This window comes from Luteolibacter sp. Y139 (assembly GCF_038066715.1).
Lineage (GTDB): Bacteria > Verrucomicrobiota > Verrucomicrobiia > Verrucomicrobiales > Akkermansiaceae > Haloferula > Haloferula soli.
Genome location: NZ_JBBUKT010000012.1, coordinates 149,603 through 171,265, shown reverse-complemented (window position 1 = coordinate 171,265; position 21,663 = coordinate 149,603). Strand labels below are relative to the sequence as shown.

Annotated in this window: 15 protein-coding genes; 7 read left to right on the top strand and 8 right to left on the bottom strand. The window is 63.1% G+C overall.

What is annotated here, in order from left to right; translation table 11 throughout:
- Nucleotides 1–4 precede the first annotated feature (4 nt).
- The 3 genes from WKV53_RS24120 to WKV53_RS24110 all read right to left on the bottom strand — a co-directional run bounded on the left by WKV53_RS24120 (nt 5) and on the right by WKV53_RS24110 (nt 3,637).
- Nucleotides 5–1,528: an FAD-dependent oxidoreductase gene (locus tag WKV53_RS24120; RefSeq protein WP_341407389.1), complete on the bottom strand. Its 1,524-nt coding sequence runs from the start codon at nt 1,526–1,528 to the stop codon at nt 5–7.
- Between the two features lie 76 nt (nt 1,529–1,604).
- Nucleotides 1,605–2,726, bottom strand: a complete 1,122-nt coding sequence (locus tag WKV53_RS24115; RefSeq protein WP_341407388.1) for an STM4014 family protein — start codon at nt 2,724–2,726, stop codon at nt 1,605–1,607.
- Nucleotides 2,723–3,637: an STM4015 family protein gene (locus tag WKV53_RS24110; RefSeq protein WP_341407387.1), complete on the bottom strand. Its 915-nt coding sequence runs from the start codon at nt 3,635–3,637 to the stop codon at nt 2,723–2,725. Before WKV53_RS24110 ends, WKV53_RS24115 begins: the two co-directional genes overlap by 4 nt.
- A gap of 52 nt (nt 3,638–3,689) precedes the next feature.
- On the opposite strand from WKV53_RS24110, the gene WKV53_RS24105 reads away from it, so the two are divergent.
- From WKV53_RS24105 to WKV53_RS24090, 4 genes are read left to right on the top strand one after another with little or no spacing between them, the layout of a single operon-like run.
- Nucleotides 3,690–4,364, top strand: a complete 675-nt coding sequence (locus WKV53_RS24105; protein WP_341407386.1) for an HAD family hydrolase — start codon at nt 3,690–3,692, stop codon at nt 4,362–4,364.
- Nucleotides 4,361–5,167 carry an STM4013/SEN3800 family hydrolase gene (locus tag WKV53_RS24100; protein ID WP_341407385.1) on the top strand — a complete coding sequence of 269 codons (807 nt, stop codon included), beginning with the start codon at nt 4,361–4,363 and terminating at the stop codon, nt 5,165–5,167. The genes WKV53_RS24105 and WKV53_RS24100 overlap by 4 nt, the downstream gene beginning before the upstream one ends.
- Nucleotides 5,168–5,176: 9 nt before the next feature.
- Complete coding sequence (locus tag WKV53_RS24095) at nt 5,177–6,499, top strand: STM4012 family radical SAM protein (RefSeq protein WP_341407384.1); 1,323 nt, start codon at nt 5,177–5,179, stop codon at nt 6,497–6,499.
- Nucleotides 6,500–6,508: 9 nt separating this feature from the next.
- Nucleotides 6,509–7,387: an STM4011 family radical SAM protein gene (locus tag WKV53_RS24090; protein ID WP_341407383.1), complete on the top strand. Its 879-nt coding sequence runs from the start codon at nt 6,509–6,511 to the stop codon at nt 7,385–7,387.
- Here WKV53_RS24090 and WKV53_RS24085 read toward each other — a convergent pair.
- Complete coding sequence (locus WKV53_RS24085; RefSeq protein ID WP_341407382.1) at nt 7,362–7,709, bottom strand: VOC family protein; 348 nt, start codon at nt 7,707–7,709, stop codon at nt 7,362–7,364. The two genes, WKV53_RS24090 and WKV53_RS24085, sit on opposite strands and share 26 nt — an antisense overlap.
- Nucleotides 7,710–7,796: 87 nt before the next feature.
- Between WKV53_RS24085 and WKV53_RS24080 the strand changes: the two genes are divergently transcribed.
- Together WKV53_RS24080 and WKV53_RS24075 are read left to right on the top strand one after the other, a co-directional pair.
- The gene (locus tag WKV53_RS24080) at nt 7,797–8,606 is read left to right on the top strand and encodes a trypsin-like serine peptidase (protein WP_341407381.1); all 810 of its coding nucleotides are present in this window, start codon (nt 7,797–7,799) and stop codon (nt 8,604–8,606) included.
- Between the two features lie 220 nt (nt 8,607–8,826).
- Entirely contained in the window at nt 8,827–11,148 is a 2,322-nt protein-coding gene (locus tag WKV53_RS24075) for a hypothetical protein (RefSeq protein WP_341407380.1), read from the top strand.
- A gap of 162 nt (nt 11,149–11,310) precedes the next feature.
- Here the strand turns inward: WKV53_RS24075 and WKV53_RS24070 are convergent, their stop codons facing one another.
- Together WKV53_RS24070 and uvrA are read right to left on the bottom strand one after the other, a co-directional pair.
- Complete coding sequence (locus WKV53_RS24070; RefSeq protein ID WP_341407379.1) at nt 11,311–11,571, bottom strand: hypothetical protein; 261 nt, start codon at nt 11,569–11,571, stop codon at nt 11,311–11,313.
- 16 nt (nt 11,572–11,587) lie between these two features.
- On the bottom strand, nt 11,588–17,245 hold the full coding sequence (gene uvrA, locus WKV53_RS24065) for an excinuclease ABC subunit UvrA (RefSeq protein ID WP_341407378.1): 5,658 nt from the start codon (nt 17,243–17,245) through the stop codon (nt 11,588–11,590).
- Nucleotides 17,246–17,376: 131 nt separating this feature from the next.
- On the opposite strand from uvrA, the gene WKV53_RS24060 reads away from it, so the two are divergent.
- Nucleotides 17,377–17,742 (top strand): globin domain-containing protein, encoded by a 366-nt coding sequence (locus WKV53_RS24060; RefSeq protein WP_341407420.1) that lies wholly within the window; start codon nt 17,377–17,379, stop codon nt 17,740–17,742.
- Nucleotides 17,743–17,748: 6 nt separating this feature from the next.
- Here the strand turns inward: WKV53_RS24060 and WKV53_RS24055 are convergent, their stop codons facing one another.
- Together WKV53_RS24055 and WKV53_RS24050 are read right to left on the bottom strand one after the other, a co-directional pair.
- Entirely contained in the window at nt 17,749–20,394 is a 2,646-nt protein-coding gene (locus WKV53_RS24055; protein ID WP_341407377.1) for a serine/threonine-protein kinase, read from the bottom strand.
- Between the two features lie 21 nt (nt 20,395–20,415).
- Nucleotides 20,416–21,663 (bottom strand): serine/threonine-protein kinase, encoded by a 1,248-nt coding sequence (locus WKV53_RS24050; RefSeq protein ID WP_341407376.1) that lies wholly within the window; start codon nt 21,661–21,663, stop codon nt 20,416–20,418.

Sequence of the window (21,663 nt, the reverse complement as noted above, 5' to 3'; positions counted from 1 at the left end):
TGGTTCAGGTCCACTGCCAACCGGACTTGCGGATGGCATCGAGCGCTTCGCGGACGGAGAGGCCGCCCTTGGCAGCGGTGGCAAGTTTATGGCGGTGGCGATCGAACGCCTCACGCTCCTCCGGCGCGGCGAGGTGCACGCGTTCATAGGGCACTTGCATGCCCACCAGCATGGCGAGGAAGCCTTCCACGCCGTAAACGTTGGGCCGGTTCGGGATGGCGTGGACCAGCAGCGTCGGGCTCGGTCCGACCTCGCGATAGAGGCGGTAGAGATCCTCGTAGTTGCCGAGGCTCGTTTCGTTCCGGCAATGGGTCCAGAACGGCGTCGAGAGGCGGGTATTGAACTTGTAGTGGAAGGCGAGGAAGTCGCGGATCTCGTCCCATGCGACGCCGACGATGCGGTTGTAGCTCGCCTTCATGCCCTCGTCCGGGCTGCCGCCGGTGAGATGCAGCGATTCCACCAGCCAGCGTGATTCATAAACGATCTGCGCGAGTGCGGTGGCTTCCAGCGGCTCGACGAACCCGGAGGCATTGCCGATGGCCACGACATTACCCACCCAGCTCCGCTCGTAGCGGCCGCTGCGGAATTTCACAATCCGTGGCTCGGTGGTGATCTTCGGGTTCTTCGCGAGAAACTCGGCCTTCGCATCTTCATCCGAGACGAAATCGCTGGCATAGACATAGCCACGATTGATGGAGCCCTCGTGCTCGATCTGCCAGCACCAGCCATTGTCCATCGTCTCGGCGGTGGTGTAGGGAAGGATCGGCTCATCCGTCCGTTCCCAACCGGCGACCATCGCGCGGTCGCAGAAGAGGCTGCCAGCGAAGCTCTTGAAGGGCTCGTTCAGCGCTTTGCCGATCAGCTCGGCGGCGAAGCCGGAGGCATCGACGTAGAGATCCGCGGTGCGACTGCCGCTGTTCTTGAAATGCAGCGCCGCCACTTCGCCATTTGCCATTTCCACGCGGTCGAGCGTGTCATCCTCGAGGATCACGCCGCTCTGCGCGGCGGTTCCTTCGAGGCAGGCGACCAGCCGGTGATTCTCGATGTGGAAGGCATACTGGCCCTTGATCACCGGGCGATTGAGCGGGCCGGTGGTGAAGGCATTCCCATGGGTCATCAGCGCCGAAGCCTGCGACAGGTTGCGGCATTCACCCGCGGTGTAGAAGCCCGTGGCCTTCCGCGTGCCGGGGAACTGCTGGTCGTACTGGAACTCGAAGTCGTAGAAAAATTCATCGCGGGGTCCCCACAGCAGACGGAGCCCCTGTTTCCACGTCGGCTGCGCTTCGCGGTAGAACTCGTCCTTGGAAATCCCCAGCGTGCCGAAGAGATGCGCGGGGAACACCGCGGTGGTTCCTTCACCCACGCCGATCACCCCGATCTCGGAGCTGCGCACCAGCGTGACTTCCAGCGCCGGCATCAGCCGCTTCAGCGTGAGCGCTGCGATGAGGCCGGCACTGCCGCCACCGAGCACCAGCACGCGCCGGATCGCTGCCGCCGGACTTCCTTGGGATTCAGAAAACGAGACCATGGTCAGATCACCATGCCAGCGAATGCCGGGCGGGGTGGCAAGGGGGAAGATGGAGCCTGCCTTGGATAAGGTGAGATCACCACCGCCAGAGGTCCACCTCGAGCTCCCACGGGTTTTTGCCACGCCAGCGCTCATGATGGAGGAGGTCGCCGAAGGCATTGATCTCGGCGATCACCTCGCCCTGGCCACGGACCCCGATCATCACGTCGACTCCCACATAGTGACATCCGGGGAAGCAAAGTGCCGCGGATTCGGCGAGCTGAAGTCCCCGTCGCCAGGCCGGCTCGCCAACCGCCTGCCAAGTGGCCTTGAGGTCGCCGCGGCGGTTGTCGAGATGGAGATTCGTGATCGGACCGCGGCTCGTGCGCACCACCACGTGTGCGGCCATCCCCGCGACCACCACCACGCGCAGGTCGAAGGCGCGACCGCCGAGCGTGGCTTTTGGAAACCAGCGTTCGACCAGCGCGCGTTGGCGGCCTACGGCATCCACCGTACTTCGCAGCTCGTCCAGCTGGCGGATCTCGCGCGGGCGTTTCAGGTTACGGATGACGTTTCCGTCCGGTTGCGCCGTGGTGACGGCGCGCCAGTCGCCACGCTTGTTCCGGGCGATGGCCATCACCCCGGATGCCGATGAACCATGGCAGGGTTTCAAGAACACCCGGTCGTGGCCCCGGTCCATGATGGCGACGAGGTGGTCGAAGCCGTGACAAAGCCCGCCCGAGGGCGGCATCGAGACGTCAGCCGCCTCCAGCACCTCGCGGGTGGCCAGTTTGTCGAAAAGCACCGCGATTTCACCCGGCGCGTTCATTGGCCGCACGCCGGTCCGGCGACACCAGGCGTCGATGTCGTCCAGCACGGCACGAAAGCCAAGATACCACTGGCGCTGGTGGCGGAGTTGCCCGTCGTCATCGGGCAGGGCGGCGCAATCTTCCGGGGCGAGCGTGGGATGGTGGCTCTCCGCCTGGCGGGTGTCGTGACCGCGGGTGAGCAGGACGCGCTCGGCCGCCGGGCAATCGGCGGGCGTCTCGATGCGCAAGGCATCCACGCCCGACAAACGGGCAGCCGGATCGAAATCCGGTGCCAGCGCTTCCTCCCACGGGATCACCCGCGGCTCTGGCAATCCACGGCTCGCGCAGGCGGCGAGAAAGCCCGCCGTGCGGCGGGTGCCCGGCTGTCCCAGCAGCGCGAAGCGGGTCATTCCCCCACTGCCACGTAGTAATGGGGTTCGCCGTCCCAATCGTCCGGCTTTTCCTGGGCACCGACATCGACCTTCGGACCCAGCCCCTGGAGCCGTGCGATGGTCGCATCGGTCAGATAGTTCCGGTGAAGGTTGAGCGACTTGAGATTGCGAACCTTCCCGGACGCGATCAGCGCCTCGGCCCCCTTGTCGGTCATCGTGCCGAGCGAAAGATCGAGTGCTTCCAATTGCCCCAAGACCGGGGCATTCGTCATCGCCTCCGCGAGTTCATCGGCGATCAAGCTGTTGCGGATGCCGAGCGACTTGAGCTTGGGGAAGAGTGCGGGCTCGATCGCCGGCAGCACGTCATCCAGGTCACCTTCCCAGCCGTAGCCATCGTCGCCGAGCCACAGCTCCAGGTGTTCGAGGTTCGGGAAGGAACAGCGGGCGAGATTGTGCAGCACCGCGGTGGGCATGCCACCGGTTTCGATGGTCAAGCGCTTCAATCCTTCATTCTTGCACGGGCTGAGTTCCAGCGATGACTGGCCACGCACGCGCAGCTCTTCCAGATTCGGGAAGGCGGCAAGGATCAGGCCGATGTCACCCTGCTCGATCCATGACATTTCGTTTTCCTCCTGCTCGATGTCACCGAGGAAAATCCCGCGCAGCGCGGGCAGCTTGCCCGCATGATCCACCAGGATGCGGATGATGGCTTGGAAGGACTCGCCGGATTCTCCCGGCATGCCGAAGACGAGCGCCTTGATGGTGGCAGCACGCGGGTCGGCGAGATATGTCGCCACGATCTCCGGAGAGAAGGCATCCTCATCGTCATAGGAGTAGCCGAAGCGAGGGATGGACAGCCCGTAGCCGGCGCCCGGTTGGTAATCTTCGACCTTTTGGCCGAACCATTCCTTGAGGTGATCGTCGATCATGATGGGAAACGTGCGTGCAGCTTTGGATCGAAGCTGCTAGCCGTTCGGCCTCGTGGTGGCAAACATTTCCGGGTTGCGATTCGGTTTCCCGATCAGGGCGGTGGCGTTCGATTTGGACGACACGCTGTTTGACCGGCGCATGGCGCTGGCACGTTTGTTAGATGAGTGGAGCTCTTCGGCGGTGAATCCGGAAGATGCCTGGAAGGTAGATCAGGACGGGCAGGCACCGCGGGAGGAGTTCTTCGGGTGGTTGGCGAGCCGGTTTGGAGGGCCGGGTGGCAATGGGCCGTCATCCGCGCGTCATTTTCAGCGCGCGTTTCCTTTGCACGTCACTCCGGATCCAGCGGTTCTTCACGTGCTGGATCGACTTCGGGAGTCGGGGCTGCCGCTTGGGCTTCTGAGCAATGGCTCGCCGGGCATGCAGATGGCGAAATTGCGCGCGTGCGGAGCTGCGGGTTATTTTGACAAGTGCTGCCGTCTTTTTTCCGGAGGGATCCAGCTGGAGAAGCCCGACCCGCGGGCCTTTCTCCTTCTGGCCTCGCGTCTGGATTGTAGACCCGGTGAGATCCTGTTCGTCGGCGACGATCCGGTGCGCGATATCGCGGGCGCGGCGGCAGCCGGGATGATGACCTGTCGCCTGAAACGTCCGGGACGTACTGGCGACTGCGAAGGCGCCACCATTGAATCGATGGCCGAATTGCCAATGCTCCTCGCTGCTCACGCATGAAGATCGACATGAACCGCATCGTCGGCAGTCACGACCTCGTGTGGATCGTGTTGGATTCACTGCGCCATGATGTGGCGGACCGTGAGATGCGGGAAGGCCGCACGCCGAACCTTGCGGCGTGGTTTCCGGATGGATGGCAAAAACGTCACTCACCGGCGAGCTTCACCTATCCGGCGCATCAGGCCTTCTTCGCGGGCTTTCTGCCGACTCCGGCGGATCCGCGGGCAGAGGCGGACCGGCTGTTTGCGGTGCGCTTCGCGGGTAGCAAGACCACGGGGCCGGCGACTTGCGTGCTGGATGGTCCGGACGTCGTTTCGGGACTCGCGGCGCGCGGCTATCACACGCTGTGCATCGGAGGGGTGGGATTTTTCAACAAGCGCACTCCGCTGAGCCGTGTGTTGCCGGGATTCTTCATGGAGAGCAATTGGTCTTCAAAGACCGGAGTGACGTCGAAAACGTCGGCGGAGGAGCAGTTCGCGCTGGCGGCGCAGCGCCTCGGGGAAATTCCCCGGGACCAGCGGGTCTTCCTCTTCCTCAATCTCAGCGCGATCCACCGGCCGAACCGCCACTACCTTCCGGGAAAGAAGGACGACGATCTAGAGACGCATGCCGCCGCGTTGCGTCATGTGGATGCCTGTCTGCCGGTGCTGGCGGCCGCGCTTGACCGGCGGGGCCCGGCGCACTTGCTCGCGTTCTCGGATCACGGCACGCTTTACGGCGAGGATGGCTTTCATGGCCATCGCGTGGGGCATCCCGATGTTTACACGGTGCCCTATGCCGCCACCATGCTCACGCCTGTCTGACCCCAAACGATGCTGACGCTGCGCGAACGCCTGCAGGACGACCCCTTCCAAGGATACGCATACGCTTATCCACACAAGACCGCGTACCGGCACTTTGACACGCCGCTGCCGCTTCGCGACTTGTGGGCGGACGAAGACAAGCAGGCCCTCTTTCTCTACCTGCATCTGCCCTTCTGCGAGATGCGCTGCGGCTTCTGCAATCTCTTCACGACGGTCAATCCGCGGGAAGGAAAGGTCGCGCGGTATCTTGATGCATTGGAGCGCCAGATCGACGTGACGGCCGAGGCTTTGGGCAGCCATCGCTACGCCCGCGGCGCGATTGGCGGAGGCACACCGACCTTTCTCACCATCGATGAGATGGACCGGGTGTTTGCGATGCTGCGGAAGGCCGGCAGCTTGCCGCGTGGCATCCCGCTGTCGTGCGAGCTTTCACCAGCGACGGCAGAGCCGGAGAAGATCGCACAGCTCCTCGAACAGGGCGTCACGCGGGCGAGCATCGGCGTGCAGAGCTTCGTGGAGAGCGAAACCCGCGCGCTCGGCCGGCCGCAGAAGCCGGCGGTGCTTCATGCCGCATTGGAGCGACTTGCCGCCGCGGGCTTCCCGGTCGTGAACGTGGACTTGATCTACGGAATCGAAGGCCAGACCGCGGGCTCCTGGCGGGAATCACTTGAGCAAGCGGTGCACTACCAGCCGCAGGAAATTTTCCTCTATCCCCTCTACGTGCGGCCGCTCACGGGCTTGGGAAGAAAGGGCCGAGATCCCTCCGACCGCCGGCTTGAGCGATTTCGTCAGGCCCGTGATTTCCTGTTGGAACGCGGCTACCGGCAGATCTCGCTGCGGCTGTTCCGCCACGAGTCGAGTCCGGTCGAGGGCGATGGTGGCGCCAGCTACTGTTGCCAGGAGGACGGTATGATTGGCTTTGGTGCAGGCGCGCGGTCCTACACGCGGCGAGTCCACTACTGCACCGAGTACGCGGTCGGCCGGGCAGGAATTGAGGCAATCCTGGATGATTTCGTGTCCCGCCCTGCCAGTGATCATGGATTCGCGTGGTATGGCTGCGAACTCGATGCCGCCGAACAGAAGCGCCGCTATCTGATCAAGTCGCTGCTGCGGGCAGACGGACTCGACGAGCGTGCCTACGAAACATGGGCCGGCCTGCCATGGACGAGCGACTTTCCAGCACTGGCAGAGCTGTTGGATCACGGTCTCGCCATCCGGGAGGACGGTGTTTTCCGGCTCACGAAGTACGGCCTCGAACGCGCCGACACGATCGGCCCGTGGCTTTACTCGGATGCCATCGCCAGTCGCATGGAGGAATACGAACTCGTCTGACTCACGCCGATGGAAGATCGCTGGGACATCCTCTACCGCGGGCCGCTTTCGAGCTGCAACTACGCCTGCGGATACTGTCCCTTCGCGAAGACCCGGAACACCATCGCCGAGCTGCGCGACGATGCGGAGAAGCTTGTCCGCTTCATCGACTGGATTGAATGCCAGGCGCCGCGCGAGATCGGCGTGCTCTTCACGCCGTGGGGAGAGGCGCTGATTCACCGCGCATATCAGCAGGCATTGTTGCGGCTGGGCAGCATGCCCCACGTCCGTCGTGCCGCGATCCAGACGAATCTCGCGGGAAACCTGAAGTGGCTGGAAGATGCAGACAGGGAAACCCTCGCCTTGTGGTGCACTTTCCACCCCACCGAGACCAAGGTGGAGAAGTTCGCGGCGAAGATCCGCCAGCTCCGGCGACTCGGCATTCGACATAGTGTCGGCACCGTGGGGGTGAAGGAACATTTCCCGGTGATCACGGAGCTACGCGGACTGCTACCGGACGATACCTACCTGTGGGTGAATGCGATCAAGAAGCATCCGCGCTACTACGGCGATGAACACGTGGAGTTCCTGAGCAGGATCGACCCGCATTTCCCGGTGAATCTCCGCAATCATCTCAGCCAAGGAAAAGCGTGCCGTGCCGGTCACACCAGCTTCACCGTGGATGGTGATGGCCACGCGCGCCGCTGCCATTTCATCGACCGGTCCTTCGGCAATATCCACGACGTCGATTTCGCGGAAAAGCTTCGCCCCCGGTCTTGCCCGAATGCCGTCTGCAGGTGCCACATCGGCTACGCGAACCTCGCGGAACTCAAGCTGGACCGCATCTATGGCGAGGGGCTGCTGGAGCGGATCCCCGCGTCTTTCAATGCCTCCGCTGGGTCATCATGAATTCGTTCCCCTCGGGATCGATGCACATGGCCAGATGAAGGGGATCTTCCGGAGTGTCTTCCGGCTCGCGGGCCAGGGTGCCGCCGCATTCCTGTAGTCTGGCGATGCCTGCCCGCAGGTCATCGAGCTGGAAGGAAAGCCCCGTCCACGTCCGCTTCCCCTCGCCGCCGCCGTGGATGCCGAGCGTGGCACCGGCGACCACGATCTCGCTCCACACCTCGGATTCGAAGCTCACGACTCCGCCGAAGAGCTCGCGATAGAAACCCAGGCAGCGCTGCCAATCGGCGGCCCATAGGACGTACTTCACTTTTTCGACCTTCACGGCGGGATCATGGGAGAAGGCGGGCCTTCCGTCCACTCCCCTCATCTTGGGCTCGTCAAGCGGCCCCATCCCGACTATCAGGCGCGCGTGACTTTCCCCTCCCCAAGCCGGGTCACTGCCATGGCGGCGATGCTTTCGCTCGCCCTCATTCCGATTTCCCGTGCCCTGGAGATCCGGAATTACAAGCCGCGTGCGAATGATTGGCTGGTCTGGACGGGAGATGAGGCAGCGTTGAATCCTGCGTTCAAGCCGTCAGCGGCCCGGTTCAGCGGCGTCGGTTTTCCGGATCAGCCGGATGCCTGGGAGCGCCACGTGACGCTGGTGTCCCCCCTTCATTTCGTCTGCGCGACTCATCATCCGCCGGAGGTTGGCTGGCGGATCGAATTCATCGCTGCCGATGGGACTCCCTTTTTCGGAACGGTCGCTTCCGTGGCGGCTGTGCCGAATGCCGACGGGCAGCCGACCGACCTCATGCTCGGAACCTTCGCCGAGGAGATCAATCCCGCCATCGAGCCGTTTCCCGTGTTGGTTCTCAAAACGGAGGCCCGCTACCGGGGACGCCCGATGCTTGTCTTCGGCCAAGCCGGTGAGGCGGCCAAGACGAACCTGCAGGGATTCACGACGCTGGAGAATGACCCGGGGTTCGACACGACGCGGTTCGCCTTTTTCGACTTCGGGAAGCGGAGCGCTTGCACCTACGAGAGCGGCGACTCGGGCTGCCCGGTCTTCATGCTTTCTAACGGTGAGCCCGCGCTGATTGGCACCGCGAGCGGGCAGGATCTGTTAGGCGACGGCTCGTTGCGCAACTACTGCAACTTCATCCCCGCGTATTTGAGCTCGCTCGACGCGATGATGGCACCGGACGGTTACCTCATGCGGCGCGTGCCGGAGCGCTGAAAGCCTCTCGGGAGACGCTTGGGAGCGTTGCATCTGGCAATCCCTCTCTGCCAGCTTTGCATGCTGGCGAGAAATTTTTCCAGCGGCTCCTGATGCCGCAGGTCACTGACAGGCAGGGGTTTTCAGCCTGAATTAGCGGCTGGCCGGAAAAATGCGATTGAATGAACTGCCGCCGGGTCCCGTCAGCCCCGGTGACATTACCCTTACCAAAGGAGAAATCATGAAACCAAAATACTTTCCGATGATGCTCGGCAGCTTGTTCGCCCTGACGGCGACGGCTTCCTTGGTGGTGCCATTGACGGCACAGGCTCAGGAAGAGCAGGCGCAAGCGAATGAAGACGTCGAAGTGCTGACCCGTGGCCCGGTTCACGAGGCATTCGCGGAGACTGTCAGCTACGAGGCTGAAGCCGGGCTGACCGTCAAATCCGCCCCGCCCGCAGCGATTGAAGAACTTCCACCCGACCAGCGTCCCGACGGTGACAATGTCACGTGGATCCCAGGCTACTGGGCGTGGGATGATGACCAGAATGACTTCCTGTGGATCAGCGGCATCTGGCGCAATATCCCGCCCGAACGCCAATGGGTTCCCGGCTACTGGAACGATCTCAATGACGGTGGCTTCCAGTGGATCTCGGGTTACTGGGCGGACACCACGACCGATGAAGTAGAGTATGTCCAGACCGCTCCACCCAAGAGCATCGACAGCGGCCCGAACATCGCTGCTCCCGATGATAATCAGACATGGGTGCCCGGTAACTGGATGTGGAATGAAAGCCGCTATGTCTGGCGTCCCGGCTACTACCTGCCGCTTCGCCAGAATTGGACGTGGGTGCCGGCCCGCTACAACTATAGCCCGCGCGGTTATGTCTTCGTCGACGGTTATTGGGACTACGCGGTGGCGAGCCGTGGCGTGTTGTTCGCCCCGGTCTACTACCGCCGCCATGTGTGGAGCGATCCGGGTTACTACTATACTCCTAGTATCGTGGTCAGCCTGAGCTTGTTCACGGATCACCTTTTCGTCCGCCCGCGTTGTGGCCACTATTACTTCGGTGACTACTATGCTCCCCGTTATGCCGATCTTGGCTTCTACTCGGGCTTCGACTGGCAACGCCATCATCGTGGTTATGACCCGATCTGGGCCTACAATCGCTGGGACCACCGGAATGACCGTGGCTGGGAGCGCCGCTACGAAGACAACTTCAACTTCTTCCGCGCCAACGAACGCTTCCGTCCGCCGCATACCTGGGCCGCCATGCGCGCCCTCGGGGACGAACGGTTGGAAGGCGGCCGTAACCGGAACTTCGCCCGCAGCTTCGATAGCTTGGTGAAGGACCCGGATCGCGTGCAGCAATTCCGCCCGGTCGACAAGGACCGCCGCGAAAAGTTTGTGGCCCAGCGTCAGGAGATGCGGGAATTCAGCCGCCAGCGCCGCGATATGGAAGCGAAGCCAGTTGCCGCGATCGCCGACAAGGCTGCCCGTGAAGGTGATGGCGAAAAGAGAGGGGGCGCTTTCCGCGAAAAACTCCGCCGCTCGCCGGTGGTGAGTCGCCAGGCTGACCAGCTTGCGGCGAAGGAAGCTCCGCCGAAGCGTCCCGAAGGCCGGGGCAACAAGGCGCTCAAGGAAGCCGCCGCCGTCGCAGCCGCTGGAGGTAACAACACTCCCGGACGCGGCAAAGGACGTGACATGGTCCAACGCCAAACCGAAGGCGACGGCGTGAAGCCTGACCGTGGCCCCGCCGGCCAAGGCAAGGGCAAGGCCGATGGCAACAACGAGCCGAAGGTCACACAAAACGACCGCGAGCGCCGGGTTCCCGGAAAGGATACCGGAGGCAAGCCCGAGCGGCAGATCCAGCCGAAGCCCGAACGTGAGAAGGTGGCTCCTGAACGCCAAGTCCAACCGAAGCCCGAACGTGAGAAGGCCGCGCCAGAGCGCCAGGTTCAGCCGAAGCAGCAACAACGCGAGAAGGTAGCTCCCGAACGCCAGGTGCAGCCAAAACAACAGCCGCGCGAGAAGGCAGCTCCCGAACGTCAGGTCCAACCGAAGCCAGAGCGTGAAAAAGCAGTTCCGCAACAACGCGAAGTCCAGCCCAAGCGCCAAGTCGCTCCTGAACCACGGAAGGCCCAGCCCGAGCGCCAAGCCCAGCCGCGCCAACCTCAGGTGAAGCCCGAGAAGCGCCAAGGCAAGGACAAGGATCAAGCCAGCGCGGCCCCACAACGTCGCCCGGAACAAAGCGTCCAGCGGATCGCCCAGCCGAAGCCCCAGCCTCGTCAGGAACAGAAGGCCGCTCCGAAGCCGCAGGTTCAACAGCGCCAAGCTCAGCCCCGCCAACAGCAGCCGCAGGCTCGTCCGCAGGTCCAGCAACGCCAGGCACAGCCGCGTCAGCAACAGGCCCAACCGAAGCCTCAGCAGCGTCAGATCCAGCCGCGCCAACAACAGGCGCAGCCGAAGCCACAGCAACGCCAAGCTCAGCCGCGTCAGCAGCAGAGCCAGCCGCAGCAACGGCAGAACAAGAAGGACCGCGACAAGAAGGACAGCGCTTGATCCGATCCTGACTCACTCATGCCGCGCAAGGGTCCGCCCTTGCGCGGCTTTTTCGTTTGGTAGAGTAGGAATGGCGCCAAGTGGCTGAGCACTACTCCGCTAATTCACTATATAGGCATTCCGGATTAACGGAGTGAAATCTGCACGATCCGCCGATGAACATCAGCGTCTCTTCGTCATCAGATGCTTGACCAAGTCCATCACTCCAGCACTTGGCAGCGTCGGATCGACGTAGGCGTGGAGCACGTGAAACAGGAAGTAGTAAAACCGGCAGGCCGCCCACACACAGATGCCTAACAGAACCGCCCGGTGAAACGCCGGAAGCTCGACGAAGATGATCAGACCTCCCGATAGCACTGCGAGCAGCGCGAAGAGAATGCCCTTCGCGACAATCCAGCGTTTCGAGGTGAGATCGGGTCCCATGCGTGCGCTGCCAGATTCACCGTTTCGCGTGGCTTGGCAAGGTTCCGGCGAGTGCCGCCGCCAGGAATGGCGCGGTGCGGGACTGCTTCGACTTCGCCACCGTTTCCGGCGCGCCCTGCGCGATGATCTTGCCGCCGTGGTCGCCGGCCTCGGGACCGAGGTCGAGGATCCAGTCCGCCTCCGCAGCAACGGCCATGTGGTGCTCGATGACCACGACCGTATGGCCTTCATCGACCAAGCGGTGCAGCACGTCGATCAACCGCTTCACGTCTTCCAGATGCAGACCGACCGTCGGCTCCTCGATCAGGTAGAGATTGGTGCGGTTGAGCGTCTTGAGGTTCTTCGCGGAGACGCGGCCCTTGGTCAGCTCCGTGACCAGCTTGATGCGCTGTGCCTCGCCGCCGGAGAGCGTGGGCGATGGCTGGCCAAGCTGGAGGTAGCCGAGGCCGGTGTCCGCCAGCAGCTTCAGCGGCGCGGCGATGCGCGGCTGTGACTCGAAGAACTCGGCCGCCTGTTCGATCGTCATGCGCAGCACCTCACCGATGTTCTTCTCACGGAAGCGGACTTCCAGCGTGGCGGGATTGTAGCGCATCTCCGCACACGCCTCGCACGGGACCCAGGTGCTGGGCAGGAAATCCATCTCCAGCTTCACGCGGCCATTGCCCTCGCAGATCGCGCAGCGGCCATCGCCGGTATTGAAGGAGAAGCGCGAGGCCTCATACCCGCGGACGCGCGAGTCAGGAAGCTGGGCGAAGAGCTTCCGGATATCGTCGAAGACCTTCACATACGTCGCCGGGCAGGAGCGCGAGGTCTTGCCGATCGGCGACTGATCGACTTCATAGACCGACTGCAGCTTTTCAAAGCCCGTGGCTTTCGTGAACGGGGCATCCTTCTTCTTGCTCTTGGTCTTGCCGGCAGTCGCGGCTACCGCGAGGCACGAATGCATCAGCGTGGATTTCCCGGAACCGGAGATGCCTGTTAGAACCGTCAGGCGACCGAGCGGAATCGCCGCTTCGATGCTCTTCAGGTTGTTCACGCGGCACTCGCTGACCGTGGCGAAAGGATGGTCCTTCTTCACCGCACGACGACCACCGCGGGTCGGGTGAATGATGGGATGAGTGAGCGCGCGATAGGTGGGCGATACCATGAGCGCCGAGTCATCGGCAGCCGACTTCTTCTTGCCGCCTTTTCCGTTGAGAGCACTTGGAGCCTGCGGCGGAGCGCCTTGATACACCACTTCACCACCGAGCCGTCCCGCACCCGGGCCGAGATCGATGAGATGGTCCGCGCGGGCGATCGTGTCTTCGTCATGCTCCACGACGATCAAGCTGTTGCCGCGATCCCGCAGCGCGACCAAGGTTTCTAACAAAGCCGCATTGTCGCGCGGATGAAGGCCGATGGTCGGCTCGTCGAGCACGTAGAGCACGCCGCGCAGATTGGATCCGAGCTGCGCTGCCAGGCGAATGCGCTGGCTCTCGCCGCCGCTCAGGGTCTTGGCCGAGCGATCGAGCTGGAGGTAGCCGAGGCCGACTTCTTGCAAGAACGAGAGCCGCTGGCGGATCTCCGGAAGGATGTCGCGGGCGATGAGTTGGTCGCGGTCGCCGCGGATGGTGAGCTTGTCGAAATGTCCGCCCGCATGATCGACGGCCAGACGCGCGAGATCTGCCAGCGGCGTTCCCTGCAAGCGCACCGCTCGTGCTTCGTCATTGAGACGGGCGCCATGGCAAGTCGGGCACTCGACGAGTTCCTCGTCCTCCATCCGCTCGATCTTGCGATCGGCATCCATCTCCGCCTCGAGCACGGATTCGTAACGCGAGGTATCGAGGTGGAAGCGATGCTTCGGCACCACACCATGGCCGCGGCACTGCGTGCACCAGCCATGCGGCGAGTTGAAGGAGAACAGCCGCGGATCGAGTTCCTCAAAGGACTTGTGGCAGCTCGGGCAACTCGCTTCCGACGAAAGGAGGATGAACTTCTTGTCCGGCGTGAAGAGCTTCAGCACCCCTTTGCCGATATCGAGGGCCTTGGAAATCGTAGCGGGCAGCTCGGAGATGGCAGAGTCCTTGCCACCAGCCTTCGCCACTTCGGAAACGACGACATCGATGTCGTGTTCCTTGAAACGCTCCAGACGGGTGAAGCCCTCGGCATCGCGGAACTGCTTGTCTACGAGAAGTCTCGTATATCCATGCTTCAGCGCCCACTCGGCGACTTCCGTGTGGTAGCCCTTTCGTCCGCGAATCACTGGCGCGAGGATCGAGACCGATCCCTTCTTCAGCAGGTTGCGGATGCTTTGCTCAATCGCTGCCAGCGACTGCTTCTCGACCGGAACATTGCAGTCGGGGCAATAGCGCGTGCCGAGCTTCGCGTAGAGCAGGCGGACGAAGTTCCAGATTTCCGTCACCGTGGCCACGGTCGACTTCATGCCGCCCTGCGAGACGCGTTGCTCGATCGCCACGGTCGGTGGCAAGCCGGCAAGTGAATCGAGCTCCGGCTTTTCCAGCTGCTCCGCGAACTGCCGCGCATAAGCCGACATCGAGTCCAGGAAGCGTCGCTGTCCTTCCGCGAAGAGAATATCGAAGGCGAGCGTCGACTTGCCCGAGCCGCTCAGGCCGGAGACTACCACGAACTGATCCCGCGGGATATCGATCGAGATGTTCTTCAGGTTGTGCTCACGAGCGCCGCGCAGGGAGATCGTATTGGACGTGGGAGAAATCGCAGGAGTTGCGGCCGCCTTCGATGGCGCGCCGGTACGAGCCACCTCGCCTTGGAGCATTGGCTTGAGGAAACGCGCGGTCTCGGTGCCCTGCTCGGCGATGTGCTCGGGCGATCCTTCCGCGACCAGCTTGCCACCGTTCGCACCAGCCTCAGGACCGAGATCGAGGATCCAGTCGGCACACTTGATGACGTCGAGATTGTGCTCGATGACCAGCAGGCTCTGTCCTGCATCTACCAGCCGCTGGAAAACCCCGAGCAAGCGCTCGATGTCGGAGAAATGTAGGCCGGTCGTGGGCTCGTCGAGAATGAGCAGCTTCGACGTGCTGCCATCGCGTCCGGTGGCTTCCGCCAGAAGCTGGCAAAGCTTGAGACGCTGCGACTCACCGCCGGAAAGCGTGTTCAGCGGCTGGCCAAGCTTGAGGTAGCCGAGGCCGACTTCCGCCAGTGGTTGGAGCAGCTTTGTGATCTGCTCGTGACGCTTCGCGTGATTCGTCGGCAGTCCTTCGGTCTCGCCGTAGAATGCGAGCGCCTCCTCGATGCTCAGATCCAGAATGTCCGCGATGGATTTTCCGAGATAGTGGAGATCGAGCGTCGATGGCTTGTAGCGGCGGCCATTGCAGTCCGGACAGGTGACATGGAGGTCGGAAAGGAATTGCATCTCCACCTTTTCGCTGCCAGCACCGGCACAACGGTCGCAGCGACCCTCGCCGGAGTTGAAAGAGAAGAAGCCAGTTTGCAGGCCACGCGATTTCGCGTCATCGGTCAGCGCGAAGAGCTGGCGGATCGGATCGAAGGCACCCAGCAGCACCGCTGGCGTTGACCGCGGCGTGCGAGCCAGCGGCGACTGATCGACGAGCAGCACATCCTTCAAGTACTGCGTTCCCCGTAGTTCCTTGAGCGGCGCGGGATCGAGTTCTGCTTCCTCCTTCCGCAGCTTGCGGCAGAGGTTCGCGTAGAGGACATCGTGGGCGAAGGTCGACTTGCCCGATCCGGAAACGCCGGTGAGGCAAACGAAAAGACCGAGCGGAAGATCCACATCGAGCTTCTTCAGATTGTGGCGGGACGCACCGCGGAGTTCGAGCTTCGCCTTGCCAGGCTTGCGGCGCTTGGCAGGAATAGCGATCGACTTGCCACCATTCAGCCAAGGGAGCGTGCCGATCCCATTCTTGGCGGACTTCCCTTTCGACGGCGCAGCCACGGTGCCCTGGTAAACCAGCTCACCACCGTGAATGCCGGCCGCCGGACCGATATCCAGGATCTGATCGGCTGCGCGCATCACCGCTTCCTCATGCTCCACTACCACCAGCGTGTTCCCCTTGTCGCGCAGCCCGTGCATCACACCGACGAGGCGATGGATGTCGCGCGGGTGCAGCCCGACCGTGGGCTCGTCGAGAACGAACAGCGTATTGGTGAGGGAAGCTCCCAGGCAGGTCGTGAGATTCACACGCTCGATCTCGCCGCCGCTCAGGGTGCGGGCGGGACGATCGAGGGTCAGGTAGCCGAGTCCGACTTCATCGAGATACTTCAGGCGCGAAGTGATCTCGGTGAGGATCAGTTTCAGTGACGCGTCTTGAGTGCCCAGTGAGCGTTGATCCGTGATCAGGGTGGAGAACCAAGCGGAGAGATCGGTGAGCGGCAGCGTCCACAGATCGGGCAAGGTCTTGCCATCGATCTTGAAGCACAGCGCTTCCGGCTGCAGCCGCTTGCCGCGGCAGGTCGCACAGGTCGTGTAGGAGCGATAGCGGCTGAGGAAGATGCGGACGTGCATCTTGTAGGCCTTCGTTTCCAGCCAGTCGAAGAAGCCCTTCACGCCATACCAGCCACCGGAGCGCCAGAGTTCCTCGAGGTCTTCGGAGCCGCTTGATTTACGATCCCCGTAGTAGATCCACTCGCGGGTAGACTCGTCCATGTCTTCCCACGCCGTGTCGATGTCGACGCGGTGCTCCTTGCAGCAGCGCAGCAGGTCGCGCTGGCATTCCTCGCCACGCTCGCCTTGGAAGGGCTTGATGACGCCTTGCCGGATCGTCAGCGAGGGATCGGGAACCGATTTGTCGAGGTCGAGGCCGATGACCCGGCCGAAGCCGCGGCACTTGGGACAGGCGCCGAGCGGGTTGTTGAAAGAGAAGAGGGCAGGGGAGGGGGCACGCAGCGAGTTGCCCGTGGCGGGATTGGTCCAGGTCGCGGAGAAGCCCTTCGCCGAAGCCTGCGGCTTGGAAGCGAGCGAAAGCGTCGCATGGCCCTTGCCCAGGGTGAATGCATGCTCAAGCGCCTCCAGCAGACGCGTGCGATCGCTGTCTGCGACAGTGACCCGGTCCTGGATCACGCTGATCGTGCGGGCCTTGAGATTGGCGCTGCCCGGATCATCCGTGCGGACGATCTCATCTCCGATCAAAACCCTCAGATAGCCCTGCTGGCTGAGGAAAGGAAACAGGTCCTCGCTCTTCGTATCCGCGGGAATCGCGACAGGAAAGGTGACCAGCACCTGCTGCTTGGCGAGATTCTCGAAAGCCCAGGCGGTGGCGCTCTCCGGAGAGTCCGGAAAGATCTCCTCGCCGGTGTCCGGATCGTAGCCCTTGGCCAAGCGGGCGTAGAGCAGCTTCAGGTAGTCATTGATCTCGGTCAGCGTGCCGACAGTCGAGCGGGTGGTCCGGATGTTGTTCTTCTGCTCGATCGCGATCGCCGGCGGAATGCCATCAATGTGATCCACGTCCGGCTTGTCCATCCGGTCGAAGAACTGCCGGACGTAGGGCGAGAAGGTCTCCACGTAGCGCCGCTGGCCTTCGGCGTAGAGCGTGTGGAAGGCGAGCGAGGACTTCCCGGAGCCGGACGGGCCGGTAACCACGGTCAGCTGGCCGAGCGGGATATCCAGGTTCAGGCTCTTCAGGTTGTGCTGGCGAGCACCGCGGATCTGGATGGCGGCTTGCGGACGGGGAGGAGTGGCGGACTTCTTCGCGGGCACGGCGTGGACAGTAGGCAGGACTTCCGATCGCGCTAGTCTATTGTTCATATGAGCGCCTGTCCGCCTGTCGGCTGCCTCCCGTGGGACTTGCGCGCGCGAGGGGCCGGTGCCATGACACGGGCGTGGAATCCATGGAGGAAATCGTCGCCCGCGAAGTCGGCGCAGATGGCTTGGCAGCAATGGTCGCGGCTTTTTACCGGCGCGTCCGCACGGATGACGTGCTCGGCCCGCTCTACCCGGAGCAGGACTTCGAGGGTGCGGAAAAGCGGCTGCGGGAGTTCCTGCAGTTCCGCTTCCTCGGCCACGAGGCCTACGTGGAAAACCGCGGCCACCCGCGGCTGCGCATGCGGCACCCGTTCGCTATCGGCGACAAGGAAGCGGCCCGCTGGGTGGACCTCATGGAGGCCGCGATGGCCGAGTGCGAAATCAGCGGCGAGGCGTGGTCGGCGATGTCGCCGTTCTTCGCACAGGTCGCGGAATTCCTGAAGAACCGCTGAAGCTCCTCAGCGTCCGGCGCGCTTCGCGCCGATTTTCGCGCCCTTGCTATTGGTGCCGGAGAACTGGTTCGGATCGTCTTCGATGACGAGTTCATCAATGCTGCCCGATTCCCACGTCACCGTGTAAATGCGCTTTCCGACGGTCTTGGCGACAATCTTCCATTTGCCGTTATCCTTCTCGGTAAATGAGGTGCCGTCCGGCCGGAACACAAAAAGGCCGCCGCCATCGTTCCAAGACCACGCGCCAGTCAATGGCTCGGTGCCGACGGGCTCGCGCTCCGCCTCGAAACGATCGCCTTCCTGATTGGCTCCCTTGAGCTCATTCTTGTCGGAGGAAAGCGTGATGGTATCGCGCCAGCGGCCGTCTTGCCATGCCATCTCGTAGACCCGGCCACCGGGGCCGCTGCGGAGGTATTTCCATTTCCCGACCCAGCCGTTCTTGTGATTGGTGGCGGTGCCGTTCGGCTCGACGATGAAGGTGACCTCCCGATTGAGCACCCACCGGCCGAGCATGGGATCGTTGGCGTTTTCAGGAAGGACAGCCTTGGCGGAAGATTCCGGTACGAAATCGGAGGGTGAGACCTGCGAGTTTTCGCCCCAGCTCTTCTTGGCCTCCGCCCCGTCGAGGACGTAGGTGATGGTCAGCCCTTTGTTCCACCCCGGATTCGGATCCGCCCCGAGGTCCGGAGGGGTCACACGGAATGCCTCCTTTTTGACCGTCAGCCACTCGCGCACTTTTTCGGTAACGTCGGCGTTCTTGCCGCCGGTACCATAGACGGCCGAGACAATCTTGAGGGCTGCGCCGGCGGGGGCCACGCCCGTTTGGTCGAGAACGAACGCGAGGTTCTCCTCAGGGTGAATGATTCGCATCCAGGCAGCCAGTTCGGCCGAGCCGGACGCGCGCTCGTCGAGGGCCGTGGCGACTTTTTCGTCGCCGGACTCGCGGGCCTTGGCCGCCGCTTCCTTGACACGGGTGACGTAGGCATCACGGATTTTCCCGACCTTGCTTTCGAAGCCGTCGTCGATGGCCTTCTGCTTGCGGGCGCCAAACTCGGCGATCTTGGCCATGCGCTCGGACAGATTGATACCACTGTCGGTATCAACGCGGGGCGGCACGCGGGTGGCGGTTGCCAAACGCTTCAGCCGCTCGACGTGGGGCTTCCACGTGACTTGGTCGCCTTTGCTGAGGGTCCTCAGCCATGTGTCGAGATCCCGGGAAAAGGATTTGGCATTCTCCGTCAGTTCCCTGTCCCGGTCTTTCTCCTGTCCTTGAAGCAAGGCTCTGGCCTTGGTCTCCAGCTCGACGATGGCGGGCGGCAGCTCGACCGGCGGCTTGATGATATCCTCCGGCTTGATGTCGTTCCCGAGCCCTAGGACCGGGGTGGTGGGGTCCGTCGTGTGATTGTCCGTAGAGGCAATGTCGGCCTCAGGGGTCGTGCCTGCATCCGTTGGATTCGCGGGAGTCCCCGGATCCGGATCCGGTTTCACCGGAGTCGTGGTGTCCGTGCCTGCCGTTCCGGTGTCTGGTATCGGCTTGGACGTTTCGCCTGAAGGACGCGGAGGCTTTGTGGACGACGAGCCGGAGCTTGCGGTTTGATGCGTCTTCGCGGCGTCGTAAGCGGCTTGCTTGGAGGCCTTTTCCGCCTCCATGCCCTTGAGGTACTTCCACGCGATGGCGGTGACGACGATCAGGACGGCCAGAACGCCGGCCTGGATCACCAGACTGCCCACACCGCTGCGGCTTTTCACCATCGCCGGCGCAGGCTCCATCGACTTCGGTGCCCGGACCGGTGCGTGGGCTGCGCCTTGGGGAATGCTGCCAGTGGTCCTCGGTGGCGGGACGCGGTGGTCGCCACGCAGCCATTGATCCAGTGCGGCGGACATCGACTCGGCGCTGGGGTAGCGCATGCTCGCCGCGGGGTGCATCGCGATCGCGCAGATCACGTCGAGTTCCTTGCTGCAACCGACAAGCGTGGACGGCGGAGGCGGAGGAACGTCGTAGGGCGGACACTTGCCGATGAGCAATTCGTAGAGCACCACGCCGAGGGCGAAGATGTCCGAGCGGTGGTCGGCGTGATCCGGCTGGCGGATGATTTCCGGGGCGCTGTAGCCCGGCGTGCCCATCAGCAGACCGGTGGAATTTTCACCGGCCGGGCGGGCCAGGCCGAAGTCGCCGACCTTTGGCTCGGCCTTCGGGGTCAGCAGGATATTCGCTGGCTTGATGTCGCGGTGAATGACGCCGTTTTCATGGGCGTGCGCGAGGCCGTCGCAGATCGCTTTGACGATGGTGACGGCCTGCCGCGGCTCCACCGCGAGATTGTGCGCGGAGTGGAAGAGCGACTTCCCCGGCACGTACTCCATCACGATGTACGGCATGCCATCGGCATCCCCGTAGTCAAAGACCCCGATCAGGTTCGGGTGGTTCAGCCGGGCCATGGCCTTGGCCTCGGTCTCGAAGGAGGCCCGGAACTCCGGGTCGGCGCCGAACTCGCGCGGCAGGATCTTGATGGCCACGTCCCGGTCCAGGCTGCGCTGGCGCGCCTTGTAGACCGCTCCCATGCCACCTTGCGCAATGAACGCAATGAGCTGGTAGCCCGTCAGCAGGGACTCCAGGTCTTCCAGCGAAGGTGGATCAAAGGATTCCGCGTTCATGGGAGGGGTACGACGGTTGCCTCACGGAGGCGGAGCAGGTTCCGCGCCCTTGGGCGGTGCGGTGGACGTCGGGGCCGGTTCCGGCTTGGTTTCCGGAGCGAAGCGAATCGTACTGGGGTCAGGCTTGGCCTCTTCTCCCTTCTCCTTCTTTCGCTTCGTCTCCTCGTTGATGGCGCGAATTCTCGCGTTCTCCTTTTCGACCGCCTCGCGCTTGGCCTCGATCTCGAGCCTTTCCTTGTCGGACTTGCCCTTCTGGAAGAAGACCAGTCCGCCACCGCCGATCACGATCAGGGCGATGATGATTGGCACGGTCAGGTCCGCCTTCTTCTTTTTCTGAATCATCACCGGCGCACGTCGCGGCATGGCGGCGTGGGCGGAGCGCACGTGCGGGACATGAGGACCCACGTGAGGCGTATGCGGAAGCGGTCCGCCTGCGCGATGGACAATCCGCAGGGTCGAGGTTTCCGGCACGCGGTTCGCCCAGACCACCAGGTCGTTCGACATTTCCTCGGCGCTGTTGTAGCGGCGGGAGGGTTCCGGGTCGGTGGACTTTTGCCAGATGACATCCAGCTTCTTGTCGCACCCGATGAGGTTGGACGGCGGCTGCATGTCCTCGTCCTCCGGCTTGTGGCCGGTGAGCAGCTCGTAAAGAATGACACCGACGGCGTAGATGTCGGTCCGGACATCGAAGTGCTCCGGGTTGTCATAGATCTCCGGCGCGGTGTAGCCGGGAGTTCCCATGATCAGACCGGGGCTGTCGGCATCGGCCGGGCGGGCCAGGCCGAAGTCGCCGATCTTCGGCACCACCTTCTCGTTGAGGAGAATATTCGCCGGCTTGATGTCGCGGTGAATGACGCCGTTTTCGTGGGCGTGGGCGAGACCGTCGCAGATGCCTTTCACCAGTGCGGCCGCCTGCTCGGGATCCACCGCCAAGTTGTAGGCGGAGTGGTAGAGCGACTTGCCGTTCACATACTCCATCACGATGTAGAGCATGCCGTCGATATCTCCGGAGTCGTAGACGCCGATGAGATTCGGGTGGTTCAGGCGGGCCATCGCCCGGGCCTCGGTCTCAAAGGATTCGCGGAAAACGGGGTCTTCGCCGAGTTCGCGCGGCAGCACCTTGATCGCCACAACGCGATCAAGCGCCCGCTGGCGGGCCTTGTAGACCGCTCCCATGCCACCTTGGGCAATGAAGGAGTCGAACTCGTACGCGGGCAATAGTCCGGATAGGACTTCCAGCGACGGCGCTTCGAAGGAAGTGGAACTCAT